The organism is Cupriavidus sp. GA3-3, assembly GCF_000389805.1.
In the GTDB taxonomy this organism is placed as follows: Bacteria; Pseudomonadota; Gammaproteobacteria; order Burkholderiales; family Burkholderiaceae; genus Cupriavidus; species Cupriavidus necator_D.
The window spans coordinates 31,876-49,577 of sequence record NZ_KB944477.1; the positions used below are offsets into that span (position 1 = coordinate 31,876).

Sequence of the window (17,702 nt, forward strand, 5' to 3'; positions counted from 1 at the left end):
ATGACGCAAGCGATTGAATTCTCCGACAACGCCCCCGCACCGTTTCCGGTCTCGCAGGAATTCCAGAACATCAAGGAAGCGGCGCACGAGCACCTGCTGACCCGCATCGAAGAGCTCGGCGCAGAGTTCGGCCGCTGGTCGCGTACCGCGATCCAGCGCTTTGTCGACCTGGAACTGGAGAGCTTTACCCGGTTGCGCCGCATCCCCATCAACGAGGCCGAGCTGCGCCAGATTGCCGAGGCGCTGACCAAGGAGCTGGCCGGCTTCGGCCCGATCGAAGACCTGCTCAACGACCCCGCGGTGGAAGACATCCTGGTCAACGGCCACCTTGACGTCTACGTGTCGCGCCACGGCGTGCTGGAGCGCATCCCGGTGCGCTTTACCGACAGCGGCCACCTGCTGCGCATCGTGCGCCGCATCCTGGCGCCGATCGGCAGGCGGCTGGACGAGTCCAACCCGATGGTCGATGCGCGCCTGCCCGACGGCGGCCGCATCAACGTGGTGATCCCGCCGCTGGCGCTGGAGGGTCCAGTGGTGTCGATCCGCAAGTTCCGCAAGGACCCGATGACGCCTGCTGACCTGCAGGGGCTGGGCACCATGAGCCCCGAGATCTGCGACCTGCTGCAGGCCGCGGTGCAGGCGCGCTGCAATATCCTGGTGAGCGGCGGCACCAGCTCGGGCAAGACTTCGCTGCTCAATGCGCTGGCCACCTTCGTGCCGACCACCGAGCGCGTCATCACCATCGAGGACACCGCCGAGCTGGCGCTGAACCACCCGCACGTGGTGCGGCTGGAAAGCCGTCCCGGCGGTTTCGAGGGTACCGGCGTGGTGTCGATCCGCGACCTGCTGCGCAACAGCCTGCGCATGCGCCCGGACCGCATCATCGTGGGTGAAGTGCGCGGCGGCGAGGTGCTGGAGATGCTCCAGGCGATGAGCACCGGCCACGATGGTTCGATGGGCACCATCCACGCCAGCAGCCCGCGCGAATGCCTGTACCGGCTGGAGATGCTGGCCGGCTTTGCCGGCTTCCAGGGCAGCGAGGCGAGCCTACGCCGGCAGATCGCCAACGCCATCGACTTTATCGTGCAGATCGCGCGGCTTTCCAACGGCAAGCGCCGCATCGTCTCGATCACCGAGATCACCGGGCTGGGCGACAACATCATTTCCACCCAGGAGCTGTACCGTCACGAGCCCTACGTGAACCCGGACGGTACCGAGACCGACCGCTGGCTCTCGCTCGGCCTGCTGCCGCACTCGCCCAAGCTGGCACGCATGCGCGGACCGGGCTTCATGCTGGACGACCGCTTCGATGTCTAGCGCCACGCTGCTGCTCGCCGCCACGGCCCTGGTCATCACCGGCCTGGGCCTGCTGCTGCTGGCCAGCGCGCAGGCGCGTGCGCGCCGCGAGCAGCAGCAGGCCTTCCTGCAGGCGCAGACCGAGCAGGTGCGCCTGCGCTATGCGCAGGCGCCGGATCCGGCGCTGCAACTGCCCGCACGCGACCTGCGCCGCCGCTGGGACGACTTCCTGCGGCGTGCCGACCTGGCGCCGACGCGCCGTACCGCCATCGTCTGGATCACGCCGGTGGTGCTGTGCACGCTGGCCGGCGCGGTGGCGGGGCAATGGCTGGGCGCGGTGTCGGCCCTGGTCGTGGCGCTGGCCGTGGCGGCGTTCGCGGCCTGGAACCGCGTGCGCCGCCTGCACAAGAAGCTGTTGTCGCAACTGCCCGGGTTCCTGGACGGCGTGGTGCGGCTGATGACCATCGGCAGCAGCGTGCCGGCGGCGTTCCAGAATTCGATCGCCAATACCGAGGCGCCGCTGCGCCAATGCCTGGTGCAGGCCGTGCACCTGCAGCGCGCCGGCAAGGAGCTGGACCAGGCGGTGCTGCAGGTCGGGCGCGTGTACATGGTCGAGGAACTGGTGCTGGTGGCTTCCGTGCTGCGCCTGTCGGTGCGCTACGGCGGCCGCGCCGATGTGGTGATGGAGCGCACCGCCGCCTTTATGCGCGACCGCGAACAGGCCCAGCGCGAGCTGATGGCGCTGTCGGCCGAGACCCGGCTGTCGGCGTGGATCCTGGGGCTGCTGCCGCTGGTGGTGGCCGGCGGCCTGTTCATGCTGAACGCGGGCTACATCTTGATGATGTGGAAGGATCCCACCGGCAAGACGATGCTGCTGTCGGCCCTGGCGCTGGAAATTGCCGGGGCCTTCATGCTGTACCGGCTGGCCAAGTCGATCTGAGCGGCATGCCAGCACGCAGACAAGAGCCAACATGGACCGCCTGACACTGATTTCGCTCAGCCTGCTGGTCGCCGCCTGCGGCGTGGGCGTACTGACGCTGCCGCTGTTGCGCGACTGGCGCCAGCGCCGGCTGTCGGCGCGCACCATCGACGGCGCGCTGGCGCGGCAGCGCGCGGCAGAAGCCGCCCAGGCCGCCCACGCCGCAGTCCCCGCCGCGTCGGGCACCCAGGCTGCGGCAAAGGCCGGTGCCGCCGCGCCGCAGGGCAGGGGCGGGGCGGCTACCGCAATCGGGGCACAACTGGGCGCGCGCGTGGGCGAGCGCATCAATGCCCACTGGCTGGATTCGCGCCTCGGGCGCGCGGTGGTGACGCCGGAAGACCAGCAGTTGCTGGAGCAATGTGGATGGTACGGGCCGCAGTCGCGCATGCTGTTTGGCGTGCTGCGGCTGGGGTTGCCGTCGGCCCTGGCGCTCGCCGCCATGCTCTGGCACGTGGGCGCGGGCGCCTTTGCCATCGTCGCGTGGGGCTTCGGCACGTTTGCGCTGGCCTACCTGGCCCCCAAGTGGCACCTGCGCCGCCGTGCCGCGGCGCGCCTGCGCATGGTCGATGACGAGCTGCCGGTGCTGATCGACATGCTGCGCCTGCTGCAGGGCGTGGGCCTGTCGATCGACCAGAGCCTGCAGGTGATCGTGGCCGAGTTCGGCAGCATGCTGCGCGTGCTGGGGCCGGAGCTGGCACGCGCGAACCAGCAGTTTGCCTCGGGACGCTCGCGCGAACAGACGCTCTTGCGCATCGGCCGGCTGTTCGACAGTGAAGACCTGAAGAGCCTGATCACGCTGCTGACGCAGGTGGACAAGCACGGCGGCGCGGTGCAGGAGCCGCTGCGCCAGTTCGGCCTGCGCATGCAGGAGGCGCGCAAATCGCGCTTGAAGGATGAGATCGGCCGGCTCACGGTCAAGATGACCGCGGTGATGGTGGTGAGCCTGCTGCCGGTGCTGCTGATCCTGACCGCGGGCCCCGGCTTCCTCGGGGTGATTCGCATGCTGGCACATATGGGAGGGACGCGATGACGCGCTCAGTCGGTCCGGCGCTGGGCCGGATCTCGAAAACGGCGGCGTGCCTGCTGCTGGCGGCGCTGTCTGGCTGCGCCGCCAATCAGAACGGGGCCGCGGCCATGCATGACCAGGCCGAGGCGCAGGTGGAACTGGCCAAGCTGCGCGACAAGACCGCGCGCGCCGAATACAGCGAGCAGGCGGTCTACCTGGGCCTGATCCGCAAGATGCAGCAGGACGGGCTTTACTTCGCCTCGCTGGCGCATATCGAGGTCTACGTGAAGCGCTTCGGCGCCGGCCCGGAGATCCAGGCGATGCGCGCCGATGCGCTGCGCGAGACCGGGCAGGACAAGGCCGCCACCGATGCTTACCAGCAACTTGCAGCGACGTCGCAAGGCGAGCAGGCCGCGCATGCGCACCACGGGCTCGGCCTGCTGGCGGGGCGCCAGGATGACTTTGCGCGCGCCGTTACAGAGCTGCGCCAGGCCGCCGCGCTCGACCCCGTCAATCCGCGCATCTCCGGCGACCTGGGCTACGCGCTGATGCGCGCCGGCGCGCTGCAGGACGCGCGCGTGCCGGTGATGCAGGCGCTGGAACTGGACGCGCGCAATCCGCGTGTGATCAGCAACGCCGTGGTGTGGCTGATCGCCGACGGCAAGCGCGCGCAGGCCAACGCCATGATGCAAAAGGCCGCGCTGCCCGAAGCCACGCGCAGCGCCATCCGCAAGGAAGCCGACCGCATCGCCCGCGCCACCGCGGCGCGCGACCGCGCAGCGGCCCGTCCTGCGCCGGCAGCGCGGGCGCCATCGAAACCCGCCACCACCGCACCGGCCACCTCGGTGGCGGCCGTGGCCGCAACCGCAGGGGCTACCCCATGACCGCCATGTTCCGCATTGCCATCCCCGCGCTCTGCCTGCTGATGCTGGCGCCCGCCGCGCAGGCGCAGACCGACCGTGCCACGACCGAGGCCGCCGCCACCGGCATGCCGGCAGGCAGCCCGGCGCAACGCGAGATCGGTGCCGACACGCGCTCCATCCTTGCCATCCAGCGCGAAGGCACGCAGGCTGGCCCCATGCGGCCGATGCACGGCGAGCAGGCCGCGCTGGGCTATGAGCGCTACCTGAACAGCTTCCGCTTCGCGCTGCCGGAGTTCTACACGGGGCAGGCCAACGCCAGCACCGCGCGCGCCGGCTCCGCCGGCCAGATGCTGGGCGGCAAATGAGCTTGCGCCAGCCGCGGCCGCGCCGGGCACCTCGATCCGCACGCGGCGCCATCAGTGTGATGGCGGCGCTGCTGATCGCCACCGTGGCGATCGCCGCGCTGGTGTCGATCGACGTGGGGCATGTGTTCATGCGCCAGCGGCAGTTGCAGAACGTGGTGGACCTGGCCGCGATGTCGGCGGCACAGCAACTCAAGCGAGCTGATAGCGCGGCGAATCTGAACGCCGCTGTGCTGGGTACGGTCAGGAATATCGGTGCGAAGAACGGGTATCCGTCGGGCATTGCAATGGGTTGCGGCGATGCCACCGGTGGCGGCGCGGATGCCATGACTGCCTGTCTTGGCGTGTGGGATCCGGCGAGCGGCGGGCCGAAGCATTTCAGCGCTACGTATGAAGCAACCAAGGTCTCGCCCAATGCCGTGCGCGTGCAGGCAACGCAGACCGTGCCAATCCTGTTCGTGATCGACGGCGGCAGCGGCCGGCAGCTGTTTGCTGAAGCGATTGCCAGCGGCAGTCCGCCGGTGGCGGCGTTTTCGCTGGGTACTGGGTTGCTGGACGTCTCCACCGCCAACAGCATGCTGAGTGTGTTGCTGGGCAATACGGTGAGCTTGTCGTTGGTGGACTGGCAGGGACTGGTCAATACCACCGTGACGCTGGACCAGTTGCGGCTCAAAGCGGGTGTCGGCACGGTGGACCAGCTGTTGAACACTTCATTGAATCTGCGTGATTTCTATGCGCTGGTGCTTGGCGCCGCTGGCCGCGACGCGCTGCTGACGACGATGCTGGGCAGCCCGCCAACCGCGCTCGGGGCCAGCGGGGCGGCGGCTACGGTGTCACTGGCCAGGCTGCTTGATCTTGGTTTGATGGCGCCTGCGGCATCGTCGGCGGTGGAGGTGGGCCTGAACGTGGCGCAGTTGCTGCTCGCCTCCGCGCAGGTGGCGCGAGGGGATACGGCAGTTGCCCTGCCACTGAACATACCCAATCTCCCGCTTGGCCTGGGGGGCATCAGCGCCAACCTGCGCGTGATCGAGCCGCCGGTGACGGCGGCAGGTCCGGCGCGACAGCTCTCCAGCAACCCGGACGCCTGGCAAACGACCGCAAGCTCATCCCAGGTAAAACTGACCCTGATGCTCCAGATCACCTCAAATATCCTGAAACCGGTACTGGACGCCAACTTGAACGTGCCGCTCTATCTCGATGTCGCCAACGCCACCGCCGACCTGACCAAGCTGCAATGCGCGGCAAATCCTGGGGACCGCCGTGCCACGATGCACGTCAGAAGTGGTCTCGTCACGGCGTGCCTCACCGATGGCTGCACGGGTAGCGATGTGGTGCTCGGCCAGGCTAAGCTGGGGCTGTTCGACATTGCGGACGTGATTGCCACGGACGTCCCACGCTATGGCAGCACGGCTGGCCAGGAGGTCACGCTGGCACCGGGCGGGCATGCGCAAGTTGGTACCGCCGATCCGTTTGGCGGGTTGTTCTCGCAAGTGCTGGCCCTGAAGGTGCGGACCAGGCTGCTGGGCATCCTTAGTGTGCCCATTGATCTCGGCCCGCTACTCGCGCCGGTCGGGGCAGCGCTCGACGCATTGATCCCGCCGCTGCTCGCCAGCCTCGGCATCCAGCTAGGCACCGCCGACCTCTGGGTCCACAGCATCGACTGCAACAATGCCGAACTGGTGTACTGAGCCATGATTGCGCCAAACCGCCTGATGGCAGAAATCGAATGAAGACAGACCGCTGGGCCTACGAAAACCTTGAAGTCTACGTGTGGGAAGGCAAGTACGAGATCGCCGACCGCGTCACGCGTTTCCTGGCGCCGCTGGGCGTGGACGTTATCCGCGCCGGCGCACTCGAAGCCTTGCCTGCCGAGCCGCGCCTGAAGCCCTGCATCGCGGTGATCAGCGTGTCGGTGATCGGCGCGGCGCGCTTTTCGCTGGACTGGGAGGCCGCGCACGGCATGCCGGTGATCTGGGTGGCAGGCCCCGGCCGCGAGGCCGATCCCGGGCGCTTTCCGCCGGAGTACGCGCATATTCTTGCCGATGACTTCACCGGCGCCGACCTGCGCAGCCAGATCGGCAAGCTGCTGCCGCAACTGCTGGCCACGGACGCGCCCGGCGAGCGCGAGGCCGATCTGGTGGCCGGCTCGCCGGCGATGCGCCAGTTGCTGCAGCATGTGGAAACCTTCGCCGACTTCGGCAGCAACGTGATGCTGTATGGCGAAACCGGCGCGGGCAAGGAACGCATCGCGCGCCTGTTCCATGAGCGCAATGGCACCTACGGAAAGGGGCCGTTCGTCGCGGTCAACTGCGGTGCGATCCCTGACGGCTTGTTCGAGTCGCAGTTCTTCGGCCATGCCAAGGGCGCGTTCACCGGCGCCTCGTTCGCGCACCGTGGCTATTTCGAGCAGGCCAACGGCGGCACGCTGTTTCTCGATGAAATCGGCGACCTGCCGCTGTTCCAGCAGGTCAAGCTGCTGCGCGTGCTGGAAGAGAACGTGATCACCCGGCTGGGATCGACCCTGGCGGTCAAACTGGATTTCCGGCTGGTGGCGGCGACCAACAAGGACCTGCGCGACGCGGTGCGACAGGGGCGTTTCCGCGCCGACCTGTTCTTCCGCCTGGCGGTGATCGAGATGCGCATCCCCAGCCTGGAAGAGCGTGGCCAGGCCGACAAGGTGGCACTGCTGCAGTCCTTCCTGCGCCATATGCTTGGGGATTCCGGCTTCGACGCGCTGCCGCCGATGCCTGACTGGCTCAAGGGCGCGGTTGGCACCGCCTATTTCACCGGCAATGTGCGCGAGCTGCGCAACCTGGCCGAGCGTGTGGGCATCACAGTGCAGCAGACCGGGCACTGGGACGAAGAGCGCATCCGGCCGCTGTTCCGCTCGCTGCATCCGGGTGCGTTCGATGGCGGCGAGCGCAACGACCTGCGTGCCGATACGGAAGAGCGCCGCCGCATCCTGGCCGCGCTCGATGCCAATGGCTGGCGGCGGCAGGACACGGCGGCAAGCCTGGGCATCAGCCGCAAGGTGCTGTGGGAAAAGATGCGCAAGTACCAGATCGCCGACAGCGAGGCCGAGCCGGTCTGACTGCACGGCTCAGAACACGCGCATCAGGACACGCCTCAGGGCAGGCGGATCTCCTTCACGTCGAAGTGCGATTCGCCGATCAGCTCCTTGTCGTATTCGCCGACCAGTTCCACCGTGGTCTGCGCATCCACCGGCTTCTGTGCCGGCCAGAGCTTGGCCTTGATCTTCACCTTCATCTGGCCGGTGCCGTCCGAGAACAGGTAGCGCTCGTCGCCGACGCTGCTGATGATCTTGCCGCGCAGCACGGCCTGCTGGTCGTCCTTGCCATCTGCCTGCAGCGCCTTAACGGTCATCACCGGGACGGCCGACGGGCCGGTGTACTGGGCGCTGGCGCCGGCGGCGGCCAGTCCCAGCACAAGGGTCAGGGCAGTGGCGGTCAGGATGCGTTTCATGTGCGTTCTCCGAAAATTTCAAATTTGGGGCGACTGCATGCATGATGCGCGCGCCCGCCTGAACCGTTGCTGAACGGGCAGTCAGGTCGCAACGCATTATGATGCGGGTTTCGCCTTTGCATCTATCGGATCCCGGATTGCGTTTCCTTCACACCGCCGACTGGCATCTCGGCCGGCTCTTCCATGCGCGCAGCCTGCTGGAAGACCAGGCCCATATCCTCGACCAGTTTGTCGAACTGGTCCGCACCGAACGCCCCGATGCCGTGCTGATCGCCGGCGACGTCTACGACCGCGCCGTGCCGCCGCCTGAAGCAGTGGCCTTGCTCGACGACGTGCTGGGCCGCATCGTCATCGACACCGGAGTGCCGGTGGTGATGATCGCCGGCAACCATGACAGCGCGCAGCGGCTGGAATTCGGCGCGCGGCTGATGCGGGCGCAGGGCCTGCACGTGGCCGGCCGCACGCTGGCCGCGGCGGCCTGCGTGACGCTGCACGACACCCACGGCGAGGTGCGCATCTACGCGCTGCCGTACGCGGAACCGGCGGTGGTGCGCGATGCCATGGGCACCGACCTGCCATCGCATGAAGCCGCGCTGCGCGCGCAGCTCGATGCCATCCGCGCGGTGCATCCGCCGGGCGTGCGTGCCGTGGTGGTGGGCCATGCCTTCGTGGTGGGCGGCGCGGCAAGCGAATCGGAACGGCCGCTGTCGGTGGGCGGCAGCGGCGCGGTGGCCGCGGACCTGTTCGCCGGCTTTGACCTGGTGGCGCTGGGCCACCTGCACCGGCCCCAGACGCTGGGCGGCGGGCGCGTTCACTATGCGGGCTCGCTGCTGAAGTATTCGCTGTCAGAGTGCGCGCACGACAAGTCGGTGTCGCGCATCGAACTGGGCGCGGACGGCGCGGTCGCCATCACGCCGGTGCCGCTGCAGGCGCTGCGCGATGTGCGCGTGGTCGAAGGCGAACTGGCCGCGGTGCTGGCGGCGGGTGTCGATGATCCGCAACGCGATGACTACATCCACGCGCGGCTCACCGATACGGGCGCGCTGCTGGACCCGATGGCCAGGCTGCGGCAGGTCTATCCCAATGCGCTCGCGATCGAACGCACGGTGCTGGCGCGCACCGGCACGGCTTCGGAGGCCGGGCGCAAGTTGCGGCAACTGGGTACCGGCGAACTCTTTGCCAACTTCTTCCGCGAAGTGGCGGATGCCGAGCTGGAACCGGACCAGCGTGCCGTGCTCGACCAGGTGCTGACCGGGATCGCCGCCGCGGACAGGGAGTCGGCATGAGACCGCTGCATTTGACGCTGCAGGCCTTCGGTCCCTTTGCCGCGACCGAGCAGGTCGATTTCACGCGGCTGGGCGAGCAGGCCTTCGTACTGATCCATGGCCCCACCGGCGCGGGCAAGACCACGCTGCTCGACGCGATCTGCTTTGCGCTGTACGGCGATACCTCCGGCGGCGAGCGCAGTGCGCAGGCCATGCGCAGCGCCAACGCCGCGCCCGCGCTGCGCACCGAGGTGACGCTGGAGTTCAGCCTGGGCGCGCAGCGCTGGCGCGTGGTGCGCTCGCCGGTACAGGAGCGGCCCAAGCAGCGCGGCGAGGGCTGGGTGACCGAGCCGGCCAAGGCCCAGCTGGACCTGCATGACGGCAACGACTGGATCAGCAAGGCCAGCCAGCCCGCCAGGGTCAGCGACGCCGTGCGCGACTTGCTGGGTTTCGACAGTGCCCAGTTCCGCCAGGTGATCGTGCTGCCGCAGGGGCGCTTCCGTGAATTGCTGACCGCCAGTTCGCAGGCGCGCCAGGCCATTCTGGAGCGCCTGTTCCGCACCGAGTTGTACCGGCGCGTGGAAGAGCTGCTGAAGGCCGAGGCCGCCGGCATCCGCCGCGATGCCGAGCGCATCACCATCCAGCGCGACGAAGCGCTGCGCCAGGTTGGGGTGGAATCGGCGCAGGCGCTGGCAGAGGGAATCGAGGCCTTGCAGGCCGAGTTGCAGGCGCTGCAGGGGCAGGAACAGGGCGCGCGGGCCACGCTGGCCGCAGCGCAGGCGGCGCTGGGTGCCGGCGAGCAGGTGGCGGCGCGGTTGCGGGAACGCCAGCAGGCGCAGGCCGCGCACGCGGCGCTGCTGGCGCGCCAGCCAGCCATGGAGCATGAGCGCGCGCGCCTGCACGCCGCCCAGCGCGCCGCGCGTGTCAGGCCGGCATTGCAGGCGTGGCAAGCCGCGCAGCGCGACCAGGCCGCCAGCGCCGTTGCCTTGACGCAGTCTGGCGAGCAGGCGGCGCGCGCCGCGCAACAGGCCACGCAGGCGGCTGCCGCCTTGCAGGCCGAAAAGGCACGCGCTGAAGCGCGCCAGTCCGCGCAGAGGCGGGTTTCGCAGCTGGCAGACATGCTGCCGCGCGCGCAGCAGCTGGGTGCGCAGCTGGCCGCGCTGCAGGCGGCCGAAGCCAGGCAGGTGGCAGCCGCCACCGCGCGCGAACGCGCCGCCGCACAGCTTGCCACGCGGCAAGCCGATGCCGTTGGCGCGGAGTCCGCGCTGGCGCAAGGCCAGCTTGCTGCCGCGCAGGCACAGGCCACGGCGTTGCAGCTGGCCGCGTTGCAGGAACGCGCGCGGCAGCTTGACCGTCATCAGCAAGCTGTCCGGGCACTGGATGCCGCGAACGCACAGGCGGCCAATGCCGCCGCTGCCGAACAGCAAGCCCTGCGCCAGCGCGAGCAGTGCCGCGCCGCGCTGGCCGAAGCGGAAGCCGCCTGGCGCGCCGGGCAGGCCGCGCGGCTGGCCGCAAGCCTGGCAGCGGGCGATGCCTGCCCAGTCTGCGGCAGCACCGCACACCCGGCACCGGCGCAGCACGTGGCGGCGCCGCTGTCGGACCAGGCGCTGGAGCAGGCCCGCCACGCCGCGCTCGAGGCTGAATCCCATGCGGTGCGCTGCACCGGCCAGCACCAGGCGGCACAAGCTGCCATTGCCCAGGCGCGCGAGCGGCTGGACGAACTGGCGCAGGCGCTGGGCGAGGTCGGCGACGAGTCCGCCCGCAAGCTGAAAGCCGAGATCACGGGACTGGAAGCGGCACTGGCCGAAGGCCGGCAAGCGGCGGCAAGCCTTGCGCGACGCGAAGCCGCCATCGTCAGCTGCCGCACCGCGCTCGCAGCGGCGGACGCCGCCAGCCGCGATGCCACGGCCGGCGCCGAGGCCGCTGCCCAGGCGCTGGCCCACTGCCGTGGCGAATGGCAGGCCAACAGTGCGCAGGTTCCCGAGGATTCACGCGACCCCGTGGCGCTGGGCGAGGCCCTGCGGCAGGCGCAGGCTATGCTCGCCGCGCTGGAACAGGCGCTGGCCGCTGCGCAGGCGGCCGAGCGCCAGGCTGCGGCGGACGCAGCCGGGGCACAGGCTGGACTGGTCTCGGCACAGCAGGCACAGGCCCAGGCGTCTAACCGCCTGGCCGAGGCCGAATCCGTGCTTGCACAGGCGCTCGCGCAGCAAGGCTTTGCCGATGTGCCGGCCCACGCGGCCGCCTGTCTTGGCGACGATGCCATGCAGGCGCTCGACGCGACGCTGCGCGCGTTCGATACCCAGCTGGCCACAGCCGCCGACTGGCGCGAACGCGCCGAGGCCGCCGCGCAAGCGCTGGACGCGCCGGATCTGGACGGCCTGCGCGCAGCGCGCGATGCGTCGGCCGCCGCGGTGGAAGCCCTGGTCCGGCAACAGGCCGAGCGCGGCCGTTCGCGCGACACGCTGCTGCAGTGCCAGCTGCGCCTGCAGCAGCTGGACGCGCAGGGGCGCGACATCGAGGCACGCTACGCGGTGCTGGGCCGGCTGGCCGAAGTCGCCAACGGCAACAACCCGCGCCGCATGACCTTCCAGCGCTTCGTGCTGGCCACACTGCTCGATGAGGTGCTGGAAGCCGCGTCGGCGCGTTTGCTGGCGATGAGCCGCGGCCGCTATGTGCTGCAGCGCGTGCGCGAGCAGGCAGACCAGCGCAGTGCGGGCGGACTGGATATCGAAGTGTTCGACCACGATACCGGCGCGGCGCGTCCGGCCAATACGCTGTCAGGTGGCGAGGGCTTCCTCGCGTCGTTGTCGCTGGCGCTGGGGCTGGCCGACGTGGTGCAGTCGCGCGCCGGCGGCATCCAGCTCGATACGCTGTTTGTCGACGAAGGCTTTGGCACGCTCGATCCCGAGAGCCTGGACTTTGCCATCCGTACGCTGCTGGACCTGCAGCAGGCAGGGCGGCTGGTGGGGATCATTTCGCACGTCACCGAATTGCGTGAGCGCATCGACGTGCGGTTGGAGGTGCGCCCTGGGGTTGGCGGCAGCCGGGTACTGTTGACGGGCGTGGCGACCCTCGCGTAATGCGGCGGGGTTTCCCCGTCAGCCGACGAATACCTGGCGGCAACGAATCGCCATCACTTGCGCTTCAAATGCGCGGGCGGCTGCCCGGGCCAGGCGCACGCGGCGCGACAGCGGGTGCGGGCGGGATGGCATGTTGGCGCCAGCCGGGGCAGGCGCGGGCGATTGCAGTTGATCCTTGCTGGGTTTCAGTCCCCACGCCTGCTGCGTGACATGCAGGATGCGCGCAAGCGTCACTGCATGGGGCGTGGATGAAAACGGGACATGGACGGTGGCCATGACGGGCTCCTCGTTCTTTGTTGCCAGGCTGCCCTGCTCAGCCGGGTGGTCCGGTGGCTGCTGTGCGGGTGTTGCCTTGCCTGATTCCACAATAGCCCGTGCGACCCCCGGGCCATATCGAGTGCGAGCCGATTGTGATGTCGGCCCCGTCCTACACACGGGGTGTGCCCGTCACCCGCGCGCGCTAATCGCACAATCTGGTTAGCCGACCGCCCGGTCGGCTTGACCGTCGCCGACGCGCAGGTGTAATCTGTTCATTCTGCGAATTCAAGTTCGTACATCGAACAAATCGGTTAACGAACAACCGGTCCACACCCAGAGACTCACGCAGACTGCTGGACTCGTTCAAATGGGTAGCGCCCCGCGCAGCCCGCCGCGACGAAACTCCTTCCGGCAGGATTACCGGAGACAGCCTTTCATGCGCCGCGTCTTGCGGCCCGCTCCGGTAGCCTGGCGGATCTTCCGACCTGGAACGCAAGTGATCAACAAGCTATACGACTCGGTGGAAGCGGCGGTGGCCGGCATCCACGACGGCGCCACCATCCTGATTGGCGGCTTCGGCCTCGCAGGCATGCCCGCGGAACTGATCGACGCGCTGATCGAGCAAGGCGCGCGCGACCTGACCATCGTCAACAACAACGCCGGCAACGGCGACACCGGGCTGGCCGCGCTGCTCAAGACCAAGCGCGTGCGCAAGATCATCTGCTCGTTCCCGCGCCAGGCGGATTCCTACGTCTTCGATTCGCTCTACCACGCGGGCGAGATCGAGCTGGAACTGGTGCCCCAGGGCAACCTGGCCGAGCGCATCCGCGCCGCCGGTGCCGGCATCGGCGGCTTCTTCACGCGCACCGCCTACGGCACGCCGCTGGCCGAGGGCAAGGAAACGCGCATCATCGACGGCCAGGGCTATGTGTTCGAGACCCCGATCCACGCCGACTTCGCGCTGATCAAGGCCGACACCGCCGACCGCTGGGGCAACCTTACCTATCGCAAGACTGCGCGCAATTTCGGCCCGATCATGGCGATGGCCGCCAAATGCGCCATCGTGCAAGTCAGCCACGTGGTGGAGCTGGGCGAGATGGACCCCGAACACATCGTGACGCCGGGCCTCTTCGTCAAGCGCGTCGTCAAGGTCGCCTGAGCGACAGGTAACAGGAGAATCCAGATGCAACGCCTGACCCGCGATCAGATGGCCGCCCGCGTGGCCAAAGACATTCCCGACGGTGCCGTGGTCAACCTCGGCATCGGCCTGCCGACACTGGTCGGCAACCACCTGCCCGCAGACAAGGAAATCCTGCTGCACAGCGAGAACGGCCTGCTTGGCATGGGCCCCGCGCCCGCGCCCGGCGAGGAAGACGGCGACCTGATCAATGCCGGCAAGCAGCCGGTGACGGTCAAGCCGGGCGGCTCGTTCTTCCATCACGCCGATTCGTTCGCGATGATGCGTGGCGGCCACCTGGACTTCTGCGTGCTGGGTGCGTTCCAGGTCTCAGAGAAGGGCGACCTGGCCAACTGGCACACCGGCGCGCCCGGCGCCATCCCCGCCGTGGGCGGCGCGATGGACCTGGCCATCGGCGCCAAGCAGGTGTTCGTGATGATGGAGCACCAGACCAAGCAGGGCGAGAGCAAGATTGTGCCGCAGTGCACCTATCCGCTGACCGGCATCGGCTGCGTGACCCGCATCTACACTGACCTTGCGACCATCGACGTGACCGCCGACGGGCTGGTCGCGCGCGACCTGGTCGAAGGGCTGAGCTTCGATGAACTGCAGCGCATTACCGGCGTTCCCCTGAAGCTGGCCGCCTGAGCGCCGGCATCACCACACACCAAAACGAGAGAGACACACCATGACCGAAGCCTTTATCTGCGACGCCATCCGCACCCCCATCGGCCGCTACGGCGGCAGCCTGTCCGCGGTGCGCCCGGACGACCTCGGCGCGGTGCCGCTGAAGGCGCTGATGGCCCGCAATCCGAACCTGGACTGGAAGGCCATCGATGACGTGATCTACGGCAACGCCAACCAGGCCGGCGAAGACAACCGCAACGTGGCACGCATGTCGGCGCTGCTGGCGGGCCTGCCGCAAGAGGTGCCGGGCGCCACCATCAACCGCCTGTGCGGCTCCGGCATGGACGCTACCGGCACCGCCGCGCGCGCCATCAAGGCCGGCGAAGCCACCCTGATGATCGCCGGCGGCGTGGAAAGCATGAGCCGCGCCCCGTTCGTGATGGGCAAGGCCACCAGCGCGTTCTCGCGCGATGCGCAGATCTTCGACACCACCATCGGCTGGCGCTTCATCAACCCGGCCATGCGCGCGGCCTACGGCGTGGACTCGATGCCCGAGACCGCCGAGAACGTCGCCACCGACTACAAGATCAGCCGCGAAGACCAGGACCTGATGGCGCTGCGCAGCCAGGAAAAGGCCTCGCGCGCGCAGGCCGACGGCACGCTGGCGCAGGAAATAACCCCGGTCACCATCGCCCAGAAGAAGGGCGACCCGATCGTGGTCGAGCGCGACGAGCACCCGCGCGCCACCAGCATGGAAGCGCTGGCCAAGCTGCGCGGCGTGGTCCGTCCTGACGGCACCGTGACCGCCGGCAATGCCTCGGGCGTGAACGACGGCGCCTGCGCGCTGCTGCTGGCCAGCGAAGCCGGCCTCAAGCAGCACGGCCTGACCCCGCGCGCCCGCATCGTCGGCATGGCCACCGCCGGCGTGGCGCCGCGCGTGATGGGCATCGGCCCGGCACCGGCGTCGCAGAAGCTGCTCAGGCAGCTGGGCATGACCATGGACCAGATCGACGTGATCGAGCTGAACGAAGCGTTCGCCGCGCAAGGCCTGGCCGTGCTGCGTGAACTGGGCGTGGCCGACGACGACAAGCGCGTCAACCCGAACGGCGGCGCGATCGCGCTGGGCCACCCGCTGGGCATGAGCGGCGCGCGCCTGGTGACCACCGCGATGTACCAGCTGCATCGCACCGGTGGGCGCTTTGCGCTGTGCACGATGTGCATTGGCGTGGGCCAGGGTATTGCGATGGTGATCGAGCGGGTCTAAGTCAAGCCAGTTGGAAAGCTGAGGGTGTACTCCCTCTCCCGCAAGCGGGAGAGGGAGCGAGTTAGCGGTAGTTCTTGGAGTGAGCAAGAGATGTCCCTTCCCGTAGCCACGCTCGTGACCGGCGGCAGTTCCGGTATCGGCCGCGCCATCTGTGAAATGCTGCTGGCCGATGGCGTGACCCAGGTGGTCAATATCGACTATGCCGAACCGGCCTGGTCGCACCCGAACCTGACTTTCTTCCAGGCCGACCTGACCGATGCCGAGGCGACCCGCGCCGTGGCCGCGCAGGTGACCTCGCGCTTCGCCGTCACGCGCCTGGTGAACAACGCCGGCGCCACGCGCCCCGGCACCGCCGACACCGCCACCGTCGCCGACCTGGACTACGTGACCGCCCTGCACCTGCAGGCCACGCTGCTGCTGACGCAGGCGTGCCTGCCCGCGATGCGTGCCGCCGGCTTTGGCCGCATCGTCAACATGGCCTCGCGCGCCGCGCTGGGCAAGGCCGAGCGCGTGGTGTACTCCGCCACCAAGGCCGGCCTGATCGGCATGACCCGCACGCTCGCGATGGAGCTGGGCGGCGACGGCGTCACCGTCAACGCCGTGGCCCCGGGCCCGATCGCCACCGAGCTGTTCCGCAAGAGCAACCCCGAAGGCGCCGAACAGACCCGGCGCATCCTGGCCAGCATCACGGTCAAGCGCATGGGTACGCCGGAAGACGTTGCGCGTGCCGCGCTGTTCTTCCTGTCGCCAGACAACGGCTTCGTCACCGGCCAGGTGCTGTACGTGTGCGGCGGCACCACGCTGGGCGTTGCGCCGGTGTAAGCAGCGCGCGTCCCAGGCATCCGCATTCAAGCATTCAACAAGAAGAGACGTTAACCAAGCGTCACGCATGGCGGCCCGTGGCCGGGCCGCCCACCGGATGCGCGCATGTGCGCGCCATCCGTTCGGGAACGGCAATCACGCCATTCAGCACAACCTCCCGCGGTACCCAATCACCGCCGGAACGATATAGCACCGGAGCATTACCGATGAGACAAGATTCCCAGACCTCCACCACGCGCCGCCGCCTGCTTGCCGCTGGCGTGGCGCTGGCCACCACCATCGCCGGCTTTGCCGGTGCGGCCCATGCGCAGGGCGGCTACCCGACCAAGCCGATCACCATGATCGTGCCGTTCTCGGCCGGCGGCACCACCGACATCCTGGCCCGCATCGTCGGCCTGCAGCTGGGCAAGGCGCTCGGCCAGCCGGTGGTGATCGACAACCGTCCGGGCGCGGGCGGCAATATCGGCGCCTCGCTGGCGGCCAAGGCGCCTGGCGATGGCTACACGCTGTTCATGGGCACCATCGGCACGCACGCGATCAACCAGTCGCTGTACTCCAAGCTGCCGTATGACCCGGTCAAGGACTTCGCACCGATCACGCGCGTGGCCATGGTGCCGAACCTGGTGGTGGTGAATCCCAAGGTGCCGGTCAACAACGTCAAGGAACTGATCACCTACGTCAAGGCCAACCCGGACAAGCTGTCGTACGGCTCGTCGGGCAGCGGTTCGTCGATGCACCTGTCGGGCGAGCTGTTCAACTCCATGACCGGCCTGCATATCCAGCACATCCCGTACAAGGGCAGCGCCCCGGCCGTGAACGACCTGCTGGGCAACCAGATCGGCCTGATGTTCGACAACATGCCGTCGTCGTACCCGCACGTGAAGGCCGGCAAGTTGCGCGCCATCGCCGTGACTTCGGCCAAGCGCTCGCCGGCGCTGCCCAACGTGCCGACCGTGGCCGAATCGGGTGTGCCGGGCTATGAGGCCACCTCGTGGTTTGCGCTGTACGCCACCGGCGGCACGCCGCAGCCCATCGTCGACCGCCTCAACGCCGAAGTGGTGAAGATCCTGGCCATGCCGGAAGTGAAGAAGCAGATGGCCGACCAGGGTGCCGAACCCAACCCGGAAAAGCCGGCCCAGCTGGCCGCGTTCATGAAGTCGGAGACGGCCAAGTGGGCGAAGGTGGTGAAGGCTTCGGGCGCTACGGTGGATTGATTCACA

16 protein-coding genes are annotated in these 17,702 nt (G+C 68.7%); 14 read left to right on the forward strand and 2 right to left on the reverse strand.

Annotation, left to right across the window (positions count from 1 at the left end):
* Genes C265_RS13555 through C265_RS13585 form a run of 7 tightly spaced genes read left to right on the forward strand, consistent with a single transcriptional unit; the run spans position 1 to position 7,597 of the window.
* On the forward strand, positions 1–1,317 hold the full coding sequence (locus C265_RS13555; RefSeq protein WP_010809819.1) for a CpaF family protein: 1,317 nt from the start codon (positions 1–3) through the stop codon (positions 1,315–1,317).
* Positions 1,310–2,236 carry a type II secretion system F family protein gene (locus tag C265_RS13560; RefSeq protein WP_010809820.1) on the forward strand — a complete coding sequence of 309 codons (927 nt, stop codon included), beginning with the start codon at positions 1,310–1,312 and terminating at the stop codon, positions 2,234–2,236. The genes C265_RS13555 and C265_RS13560 overlap by 8 nt, the downstream gene beginning before the upstream one ends.
* A gap of 31 nt (positions 2,237–2,267) precedes the next feature.
* Positions 2,268–3,305 (forward strand): type II secretion system F family protein, encoded by a 1,038-nt coding sequence (locus tag C265_RS13565; RefSeq protein WP_010809821.1) that lies wholly within the window; start codon positions 2,268–2,270, stop codon positions 3,303–3,305.
* Entirely contained in the window at positions 3,302–4,165 is an 864-nt protein-coding gene (locus C265_RS13570; protein ID WP_010809822.1) for a tetratricopeptide repeat protein, read from the forward strand. Before C265_RS13565 ends, C265_RS13570 begins: the two co-directional genes overlap by 4 nt.
* On the forward strand, positions 4,162–4,509 hold the full coding sequence (locus tag C265_RS13575) for a DUF3613 domain-containing protein (RefSeq protein ID WP_010809823.1): 348 nt from the start codon (positions 4,162–4,164) through the stop codon (positions 4,507–4,509). Before C265_RS13570 ends, C265_RS13575 begins: the two co-directional genes overlap by 4 nt.
* Positions 4,506–6,194, forward strand: a complete 1,689-nt coding sequence (locus C265_RS13580; RefSeq protein WP_011616404.1) for a TadG family pilus assembly protein — start codon at positions 4,506–4,508, stop codon at positions 6,192–6,194. Before C265_RS13575 ends, C265_RS13580 begins: the two co-directional genes overlap by 4 nt.
* Before the next feature lie 38 nt (positions 6,195–6,232).
* Entirely contained in the window at positions 6,233–7,597 is a 1,365-nt protein-coding gene (locus tag C265_RS13585) for a sigma 54-interacting transcriptional regulator (RefSeq protein WP_010809825.1), read from the forward strand.
* A gap of 35 nt (positions 7,598–7,632) precedes the next feature.
* Here C265_RS13585 and C265_RS13590 read toward each other — a convergent pair whose 3' ends face one another.
* On the reverse strand, positions 7,633–7,989 hold the full coding sequence (locus C265_RS13590; protein WP_010809826.1) for a YgiW/YdeI family stress tolerance OB fold protein: 357 nt from the start codon (positions 7,987–7,989) through the stop codon (positions 7,633–7,635).
* 137 nt (positions 7,990–8,126) lie between these two features.
* Between C265_RS13590 and C265_RS13595 the strand changes: the two genes are divergently transcribed.
* Positions 8,127–9,275, forward strand: a complete 1,149-nt coding sequence (locus C265_RS13595; protein ID WP_010809827.1) for an exonuclease SbcCD subunit D — start codon at positions 8,127–8,129, stop codon at positions 9,273–9,275.
* Positions 9,272–12,334 (forward strand): AAA family ATPase, encoded by a 3,063-nt coding sequence (locus C265_RS13600; protein WP_037024328.1) that lies wholly within the window; start codon positions 9,272–9,274, stop codon positions 12,332–12,334. Before C265_RS13595 ends, C265_RS13600 begins: the two co-directional genes overlap by 4 nt.
* Before the next feature lie 18 nt (positions 12,335–12,352).
* Here C265_RS13600 and C265_RS13605 read toward each other — a convergent pair whose 3' ends face one another.
* Entirely contained in the window at positions 12,353–12,610 is a 258-nt protein-coding gene (locus C265_RS13605; protein ID WP_010809829.1) for a hypothetical protein, read from the reverse strand.
* 478 nt (positions 12,611–13,088) lie between these two features.
* Between C265_RS13605 and C265_RS13610 the strand changes: the two genes are divergently transcribed.
* The 5 genes from C265_RS13610 (at position 13,089) to C265_RS13630 (ending at position 17,696) form a co-directional block, all read left to right on the forward strand.
* Positions 13,089–13,751: a 3-oxoacid CoA-transferase subunit A gene (locus tag C265_RS13610; RefSeq protein ID WP_010809830.1), complete on the forward strand. Its 663-nt coding sequence runs from the start codon at positions 13,089–13,091 to the stop codon at positions 13,749–13,751.
* 24 nt (positions 13,752–13,775) lie between these two features.
* Positions 13,776–14,417 carry a 3-oxoacid CoA-transferase subunit B gene (locus tag C265_RS13615; RefSeq protein ID WP_010809831.1) on the forward strand — a complete coding sequence of 214 codons (642 nt, stop codon included), beginning with the start codon at positions 13,776–13,778 and terminating at the stop codon, positions 14,415–14,417.
* A gap of 40 nt (positions 14,418–14,457) precedes the next feature.
* Complete coding sequence (gene pcaF / locus C265_RS13620; protein ID WP_010809832.1) at positions 14,458–15,660, forward strand: 3-oxoadipyl-CoA thiolase; 1,203 nt, start codon at positions 14,458–14,460, stop codon at positions 15,658–15,660.
* A gap of 90 nt (positions 15,661–15,750) precedes the next feature.
* Positions 15,751–16,482 (forward strand): SDR family NAD(P)-dependent oxidoreductase, encoded by a 732-nt coding sequence (locus C265_RS13625; protein ID WP_010809833.1) that lies wholly within the window; start codon positions 15,751–15,753, stop codon positions 16,480–16,482.
* Positions 16,483–16,688: 206 nt separating this feature from the next.
* Positions 16,689–17,696 (forward strand): tripartite tricarboxylate transporter substrate binding protein, encoded by a 1,008-nt coding sequence (locus tag C265_RS13630; protein WP_010809834.1) that lies wholly within the window; start codon positions 16,689–16,691, stop codon positions 17,694–17,696.
* Positions 17,697–17,702: the final 6 nt, after the last annotated feature.

Excerpts from the sequence above, each read along its gene's own strand:
- C265_RS13555 (WP_010809819.1), top strand. The coding sequence starts at position 1 with ATGACGCAAGCGATTGAATTCTCCGACAACGCCCCCGCACCGTTTCCG.
- C265_RS13560 (WP_010809820.1), top strand. The coding sequence starts at position 1,310 with ATGTCTAGCGCCACGCTGCTGCTCGCCGCCACGGCCCTGGTCATCACC.
- C265_RS13565 (WP_010809821.1), top strand. The coding sequence starts at position 2,268 with ATGGACCGCCTGACACTGATTTCGCTCAGCCTGCTGGTCGCCGCCTGC.
- C265_RS13570 (WP_010809822.1), top strand. The coding sequence starts at position 3,302 with ATGACGCGCTCAGTCGGTCCGGCGCTGGGCCGGATCTCGAAAACGGCG.
- C265_RS13575 (WP_010809823.1), top strand. The coding sequence starts at position 4,162 with ATGACCGCCATGTTCCGCATTGCCATCCCCGCGCTCTGCCTGCTGATG.
- C265_RS13580 (WP_011616404.1), top strand. The coding sequence starts at position 4,506 with ATGAGCTTGCGCCAGCCGCGGCCGCGCCGGGCACCTCGATCCGCACGC.
- C265_RS13585 (WP_010809825.1), top strand. The coding sequence starts at position 6,233 with ATGAAGACAGACCGCTGGGCCTACGAAAACCTTGAAGTCTACGTGTGG.
- C265_RS13590 (WP_010809826.1), bottom strand. The coding sequence starts at position 7,989 with ATGAAACGCATCCTGACCGCCACTGCCCTGACCCTTGTGCTGGGACTG.
- C265_RS13600 (WP_037024328.1), top strand. The coding sequence starts at position 9,272 with ATGAGACCGCTGCATTTGACGCTGCAGGCCTTCGGTCCCTTTGCCGCG.
- C265_RS13605 (WP_010809829.1), bottom strand. The coding sequence starts at position 12,610 with ATGGCCACCGTCCATGTCCCGTTTTCATCCACGCCCCATGCAGTGACG.
- C265_RS13615 (WP_010809831.1), top strand. The coding sequence starts at position 13,776 with ATGCAACGCCTGACCCGCGATCAGATGGCCGCCCGCGTGGCCAAAGAC.
- pcaF (WP_010809832.1), top strand. The coding sequence starts at position 14,458 with ATGACCGAAGCCTTTATCTGCGACGCCATCCGCACCCCCATCGGCCGC.
- C265_RS13625 (WP_010809833.1), top strand. The coding sequence starts at position 15,751 with ATGTCCCTTCCCGTAGCCACGCTCGTGACCGGCGGCAGTTCCGGTATC.
- C265_RS13630 (WP_010809834.1), top strand. The coding sequence starts at position 16,689 with ATGAGACAAGATTCCCAGACCTCCACCACGCGCCGCCGCCTGCTTGCC.